This is a genomic window from Robiginitalea sp., assembly GCF_049588695.1.
Taxonomy (GTDB): domain Bacteria; phylum Bacteroidota; class Bacteroidia; order Flavobacteriales; family Flavobacteriaceae; genus Robiginitalea.
Window position 1 is genome coordinate 1 of record NZ_JBAVZJ010000469.1, and the last position, 6,851, is coordinate 6,851.

Sequence of the window (6,851 nt, forward strand, 5' to 3'; positions counted from 1 at the left end):
AGCTGTCTTTGAGTCTGCAGCATCTCAAGACGGTTGTCAATTTGTTCAAATGACGAAAACCGGGTTTCCATAGTATTTAGTTTTCATTCCAGTATAAATCCGAATAGGATTGCAATACCCATTGCTCCAAACGACCTCTCATAGTATAGGCAATGCCAGCTGCAAGGAGGTAAAAAACTCCCATAAGTACGAAAGCCAGTGGATAATTCTCTATCCCAGCTCCCAAAGCCAGTGTAGCACCAATCGATAGGAATAGCAATGCCAAAATAATCAAAACGCCCAGAACTGAAGATTTCACAAGTGAAGTCATCAATCGCATGAGCGTTTTGAATACCTGCAATCTAATGTAATCCGTACTCGAATCCACATAGGACTGCACAGATCCTACAACTTTTAAAACCGGTTCCTGATATGCCGGGGCAGCCATACGGGTTATTTTTGGAGTTGGGCGTTCTTCTTGCGAAGGTCTTCTAGTTTATGCTCAAGCCCTGCAATAATATCATCGGCTTTGTAACTCATCTGGCTCAGGGAATCTTCCAGGCGGTGCTCAAAGGCTTCGCGTTTCTTCGCGGCGGATTGTGTGAGTTGTTCTTTAGCCTCACTAATCCGATGCGTCAGGTCGTTACTGGCATCAACAGCCTTTCTCTTTATCATCCTTCGGGTTTTTGAGCCCTTATCAGGAGCATATAACACCCCAAATCCAGCTCCTATCGCGGCACCTGCCAGAAGTCCGAATACTACATTTACGCTATTTGTTTTCATAGCTCAAGGTTTAAAGGTTAAACATTTATATGAGTTATAAATCTAGAAATCCGTTTCGGGTTCAGAAATGATCTGTATCATTCAGGAGAACAAAATGATATAGGTCATTTTAATTTGAATTGAAAATGAAGACCTTCAAGGTCAACTCCCTAAGGAATCAGTAAGATGAAAAACACACTGCATTACGACCAAAGACAGGCCGAATTCCATCGGTACGTAAATGAGAGTTTCCCAACCTTGCAAAGGCTGCGATCCGAAGGCAAGGCAAGGGCCTTTAACGAACTACTGCTTAAAGTACTTCCGGATGTAAAACGCTATATCACCCGTGGGCTGAGAATTGCCCTTTCAAAAGGGGTGATTTCACATAACAAGTATAAACCAGAAGACCTTTTTGACCAGTTGATTATAGACATAAACGATAAACTGGATGAGGTTGGGGATCCGGGAGAATTCCATGCCTGGCTGTTTAAGAGGGCCGATAAGTTACTCGAGGATATGGAGGTCGAAGAGGAGTTCGCTTCATACTTTTACGATGACATCGATGCGTATTCCCGGGCTGAAAGAGAACAGATGAAGGAAGAGTATAGCACAGACGGAGATGGGGATCTGGTTATGCTGGACGAACTCGATGACATCTCCTATAAAAATCACGAGTATCTGCTCAAAAATATTTTTCTCGATGATTCCCACGAAGAACTCATGGCACTACTCGAGCGAAAAGAAGGGGAAAAAGACCCAAAAGGCCTGGTAGAAACCGCCGTTTTCAACCTCCCCCCTACTATGCGATCTGTCTTTGAACTGGCCACTGAACAATTATTCACCCCTGAGGATATTGCGCTTATCAAAGGCTTTTCAGTGTCGCGGATTGACGAGATGCTGACCCGGGCGCGGTACTTGCTCCGCGATACCTTCAAAGATGAATTTCAAAACCCTTAAAAACACTATTATGAGTACTAAAAACCTCCCTAGCACATTTGACTATCTGCTGCCCGAAAGTCTGGAGGGTCTGCATAGGGAAAGCTTGGAATGGTTACAAACCGTGGCCTTCTGGCAGGATGAAACCCGCTTTTTTACATCCCTTTTAGAAGGTGCTAAAACCCCGAAGCCAAAAGGAATAGATACGTCCGAAATGCTCCGCGACCTGGACCGCCTGCACCAGATGCTCTTTGAATATCTGGCGGAGGAAATCCGGGAACACGAGCACGTGTTGAGCCGGATCGAAAAAGGCGTAAAAGGTATTGCAGATGAGAAATACCGGGACACCCATAGGTCCCTGAAAGAAAAAATGACGCGTTTTAACTCCGATTTCAGGGCATTCAAGTCGTTGGTCTTTTCCTATGCCCGGGATTCAAATGCTTTCCGCACCTGAAGGCTCGAGCTACTAAAGACTTGTTATTAAAAGCCTGTTTTCAAAAGGTGCATTTTGATCGAAAGAGCCATCCCTATGGGCCTATTCTGAGGGTTCCCCCTCGAGCAGATCATAGGTTTGCCTGGCGATTTCAAGTTCTTCATCCGTGGGGATCACCCAAATCTGAACCCGGGAATCCTCATGGTGGATGGCCCGGTTCCCCCCGGAGGGAAGGGTGTTGAGTGTTTGATCGAGATGAATTCCGAAAACATCCATATCAGCACAAACCATCTGACGTAATTCGGCGGAATGCGTTCCCATCCCGGCCGTAAATACAAGGGCATCCAGTCCGTTCATAGCCGCCGTATACGCCCCGATGTACTTCCGAATCCGATACGCCATCATCTCCATGGCTAACTGGCAGGAGCTGTCCCCCCCGGCTGCTGCCTGCTGTATGTCCCTCAGGTCTGTATACCCGGTAAGGCCCAAAAGGCCACTTTCCTTGTTCAGCAGGGTATTGACCGCATCCTGGGAATATCCCAGTGTTTCAGTCAAATAGAAAATAATTCCAAAATCGATATCCCCGCTTCTGGTACCCATAATCAGCCCATTGGAAGGTGTAAACCCCAGGCTGTGATCCACGCTCTTCCCGCCTTGAATAGCGGTAGCGCTGCAACCATTCCCAAGATGCAGGCTAATCACCCGGGATTCCTTATTCAGTTTCGGTGCGAGTTGGTCGTATACATATTTATGGCTGGTGCCGTGGAAACCGTACACCTGAATACCCTCTGATTCGGTCAAAGCCTTCGGAATCGCATAAAATCGGGCTCTGTCGGGGATGCTACGGTGAAAAGCCGTGTCGAAGACGGCTACCTGCAAGGCTTCGGGGAAGAGAGATTCGGCTAAAAGAATACCCTGCAGGTTAAGGGGGTTGTGTAAAGGGGCCAATGCCGAGAGTTTACGGATTTGCTTTTTTACACTTTCGGTAACGGCAGTGGTTGATGAAAACTCAGATCCGCCATGCACCACCCGATGCCCCACGGCATGAATCCCGGGGTCATCTGCGGCCTGAGACACCTCCATCTCACTTATAATTTGGGCTACCCGTTCCAGCGCTTGCTTATGATCTGCCGCTCCGAGTTCCTCATTCCATTCCTTCCCGCCTATTTCAACAAACAGGAATCCGTTCTCAGTCCCGAGTCGCTCTGCGGTACCTTTACAGATGGTATCCTCATCGGGCATGTTAAGGAGTTGAAATTTCAGGGAGGAGCTCCCTGCATTCAATACCAGAATCCTTGCCTTCATGACTTTTTATTTTATATATCCCACGATAATCCCAGGCTATACTCTCTGGGCCTGGATGGCCGTAATCACTACGGTGTTAAAGACATCCTCCTCAGTACAACCCCTGCTCAAGTCGTTTACGGGCTTGTTCAACCCTTGTAAAACCGGTCCAATGGCCAGGGCTCCTGTTTCCCGTTGCACCGCCTTATACGTGTTATTCCCGGTATTGAGATCCGGAAACACAAAAACCGTAGCCCTTCCGGCAACCTCAGAATCCGGAAGTTTACTCTTACCTACTTTCAAATCCACTGCCGCATCATACTGAATAGGGCCTTCTACTTTCAGATCCGGCCGCTCTTTACGCACCAGGGCTGTAGCCTCCCGTACCCGATCCACGTCCGCACCCTGACCGGAACTTCCGGAGGAATACGACAGCATGGCAATGCGTGCATCAAGTCCGAAAGCAATAGTCGTATCTGCCGAAGTAATAGCAATGGCTGCAAGCTCTTCGGCAGTTGGATTCGGATTGATAGCGCAATCCCCGAAGACCACAACACGATTTGAAAGTAACATGAAGAAGACGGAGGAGACCAGTGATACCTCCGGTTTGGTCTTTACAAATTGCAGGGCAGGGCGAATGGTGTGCTGTGTAGTGTGTACTGCTCCGGATACCATACCATCTGCATGCCCCTTATAGACCATCATAGTACCGTAATAGGAAACATCTTCCATAAGGTCCCGGGCCGTGGCGGGATCCATATTCTTGTGCTTGCGAAGCTCGTACAGGGTCTTGGCGTAATCGGCGGCATCAGGCGAATCCATAGGGTCTATGACCTGTACCGTGTTCAGGTCCAGATCGATGCCCAACAAGTCCACTTTTTTTCGGATTTCAGCTAGATTTCCCAAAAGGGTAATATCTACTGCCTGTATTTGTATCAGGTCGCGGGTGGCCCTGAGGATGCGCTCGTCGGTACCCTCGGGCAGTACGATGCGCTTGCGCCTGGATTGCGCCATTTTCAACAGATTGTATTGAAACATCCTGGGGGTTATCCCATTGGCGCGGAAGGTAACCAGGCGTTCTGCCAAAGCTTCCTCCGGGACGAACCTGGAGAACTCTTTCAGGGAGCGCTCGATTTTTCTTTGGTTTTCGGGATAAATACGGGGTTTAACATCCCCGATCTGATTGGTGGCAGCATAAGTCCCCTGCTGAACTGAAATAATCGGAACGACTTCGGAAAGCCCCTCGATCAGTCTGGTGATTGATTCTTCAGGTAGGAGTCCGCCGGTTAGAAAAATCCCCGAAACCGTTGGATAATTTTTGGAAATATTGGCCTGCAGGGCGCCTAATATAATATCGGCCCGGTCTCCCGGGGTAATAACCAGGCTGTCCTGACCCATATAGGTGAGGTAATTCCGCAATTGCATGGCCCCAACCCCAAAATGCCCAACCCGATTGTCCAGATGGTCCTCACCAAACAATACAATTCCATCCAGGGCCGCGACAATTTCACGGATACTGGGATAGGCCAGGGCAGGGTTGTGGGGAATGGCTGCAATTAAGGTATCCGCCGGAAGCTCCTTCTCCAGCCTTTCCAGCACCATTTCACGGTTTTCAGATTCTATTTTATTGGCAACCACCATCAGGACTTTAACCCCGCGGTCTGCAAAGGAATCGCAGGCCAGCACCAGGGAGTTCTCAAATTCTTCTATGCCCTTACTGCGCCCACTGGAAATTATGATGGCCGGTATCCCGAGATTTTTAGCGATCAGGACGTTGAAATCCCATTCAATTATCGCTCCTTCTCCCACAAAATCGGTGCCTTCAACAAGCACAAAGTCAAATTTACTCTCGACGGCCTTATAACCCGCAATAATCTTATCCAGGACCTGATCCTCCTGGTTGCGACTGTTCTTCTGGACCACCTCGCTTCGGGTACAGGCATAGGCCTCCTCGTACTGCATGGGAATTTTGAAATAGGAGAGAATGGTCGCTATGTGGTTGTCCTCTACCCCTTCCGGATAATCATTGATTATAGGCCTGAAGTACCCGACCCGGGCCATCCGACCCAGTAGCAGGTGCATGAGTCCGAGTGCGATTATGGACTTGCCACTATTGGCTTCAATAGTAGCAATATATATGGCTTTGTTGGATTCCATCACTGAAAATTTGAAACAAAGACAAAAGTAAGAGTTCCCGCAGGAACTCGAACCTGAACTCCTTTAAATATCAGTGAAATCTAAAGCTCATGCCTGATCCGGGCCTTTTCCAGACTGATGCAAATCATTTGGGCATCGCAGCTGTTGAACTACATTTATGACATAAAATAGAATCTGACACTTAAATCAAACGAATATGAAATCTATCCTCTACGCAACCGACTTTTCCATGGCCTCGGCAAGTGCCCTGAGATATGCCAACAGTCTGAGTGTAATGCTGGGAATGCGCCTTGTGATTACACATGTCTACGACCTGCCTACAATTTTGGGGACACAATTAGAGGCTCCTTTCCCGGATTTGAGAAAGGATACCGGGGGCCATGAGCGAAAAAAACTGATCGATTTTTACGAAAGCATTATAGGCGAAACTGAAACCCGCCCGGAAGACCTTGTCTTCGAAGCTGTTGAGAATATGTCTGTCCTCTCCGGGATTATTTCAAAAGCAACTGACTGGCATGTACGGATGATTATTGTGGGCATGAAGGGAGAAAGTGTTCTCAAAGACCTGGTTATGGGAAGTACGGCGAAAAAACTCATTGACAAAGCGCCGTGCCCCGTACTGACGGTACCTTCAGACCACCAGTTCGAAAAACTCACAGACCTGGTATATGCCACGGATTTTGAAGTGGAGGATATCAAGGCACTGGAAAAAGTTGTGGAACTGGCAAAAATCTGGAATGCAGACATACGTGTGGTCCACGTCACGGCAGATAAATCATACGCCGGAAATTCACAGATGGAGTGGTTCCGCGAAATGGTCTTAACTAAAATTGATTACGACCGTATTCACTTTGAAGTCCTTGAATCAAACAATATTATAGCCTCCCTGGAAAAGTATACTGAAAAACAACATGCGGGGATGATCGCCATGCTGGAACGCATCCATAAAGGAGTGCCAAAAAAGCTCTTTCACAGGGGGCGCGTCAAACAAATGGCTTCCCGGAACCAACTACCCCTGCTCAGTTTCAATGAGCGTAATCTTCAGGCCCTGTTCTTCTAGGCCTTCCTGGGCAGGATTAAAAGTGGTATATGTGTATCAAAAGCGATACGCTTTACCACTTTTTCTTTTGTGAGGGCTTCCAGAAAACTGTGTTTATGCCGTATCAGGAAAATGAGATCCGTCTCGGATGTATCCGCATAGTTTCGGATCGCATCGGCTACAGTTGTTTGGAGTGGTACTTCTGCAAACAGGGTTTCCTGAGTTTTCAATTGTTTTTCAAGGAGTTTTTTATGGGACGCC

General features: G+C 47.8%; 7 protein-coding genes and 1 pseudogene. 3 read left to right on the forward strand and 5 right to left on the reverse strand.

Annotated features, from left to right (window positions below; all coding sequences use genetic code 11):
• Positions 1 to 76 precede the first annotated feature (76 nt).
• Together WBV75_RS11055 and WBV75_RS11060 are read right to left on the reverse strand one after the other, a co-directional pair.
• Positions 77 to 427, reverse strand: coding sequence for a hypothetical protein (locus WBV75_RS11055; RefSeq protein WP_424120662.1), 351 nt, complete (start codon positions 425 to 427; stop codon positions 77 to 79).
• Positions 428 to 432: 5 nt separating this feature from the next.
• The gene (locus WBV75_RS11060) at positions 433 to 762 is read right to left on the reverse strand and encodes a YtxH domain-containing protein (RefSeq protein ID WP_424120663.1); all 330 of its coding nucleotides are present in this window, start codon (positions 760 to 762) and stop codon (positions 433 to 435) included.
• Between the two features lie 165 nt (positions 763 to 927).
• Here WBV75_RS11060 and WBV75_RS11065 point away from each other — a divergent pair, with 165 nt between their 5' ends.
• On the forward strand, positions 928 to 1,698 hold the full coding sequence (locus WBV75_RS11065) for a sigma-70 family RNA polymerase sigma factor (RefSeq protein WP_424120664.1): 771 nt from the start codon (positions 928 to 930) through the stop codon (positions 1,696 to 1,698).
• A 10-nt stretch (positions 1,699 to 1,708) separates the two neighbouring features.
• A complete protein-coding gene (locus WBV75_RS11070) occupies positions 1,709 to 2,131 on the forward strand; it encodes a hypothetical protein (protein ID WP_424120665.1) in 423 nt (140 codons plus the stop codon).
• 81 nt (positions 2,132 to 2,212) lie between these two features.
• On the opposite strand, the gene WBV75_RS11075 is transcribed toward WBV75_RS11070, so the two are convergent.
• Together WBV75_RS11075 and pta are read right to left on the reverse strand one after the other, a co-directional pair.
• The gene (locus WBV75_RS11075) at positions 2,213 to 3,415 is read right to left on the reverse strand and encodes an acetate/propionate family kinase (RefSeq protein ID WP_424120666.1); all 1,203 of its coding nucleotides are present in this window, start codon (positions 3,413 to 3,415) and stop codon (positions 2,213 to 2,215) included.
• Positions 3,416 to 3,451: 36 nt separating this feature from the next.
• On the reverse strand, positions 3,452 to 5,551 hold the full coding sequence (gene pta / locus WBV75_RS11080; protein ID WP_424120667.1) for a phosphate acetyltransferase: 2,100 nt from the start codon (positions 5,549 to 5,551) through the stop codon (positions 3,452 to 3,454).
• Positions 5,552 to 5,747: 196 nt separating this feature from the next.
• Between pta and WBV75_RS11085 the strand changes: the two genes are divergently transcribed.
• Complete coding sequence (locus WBV75_RS11085) at positions 5,748 to 6,611, forward strand: universal stress protein (protein WP_424120668.1); 864 nt, start codon at positions 5,748 to 5,750, stop codon at positions 6,609 to 6,611.
• Here WBV75_RS11085 and WBV75_RS11090 read toward each other — a convergent pair.
• Positions 6,608 to 6,851, reverse strand: a pseudogene (locus tag WBV75_RS11090) (universal stress protein); the annotation flags it as partial. The gene WBV75_RS11085 and the pseudogene WBV75_RS11090 overlap by 4 nt on opposite strands.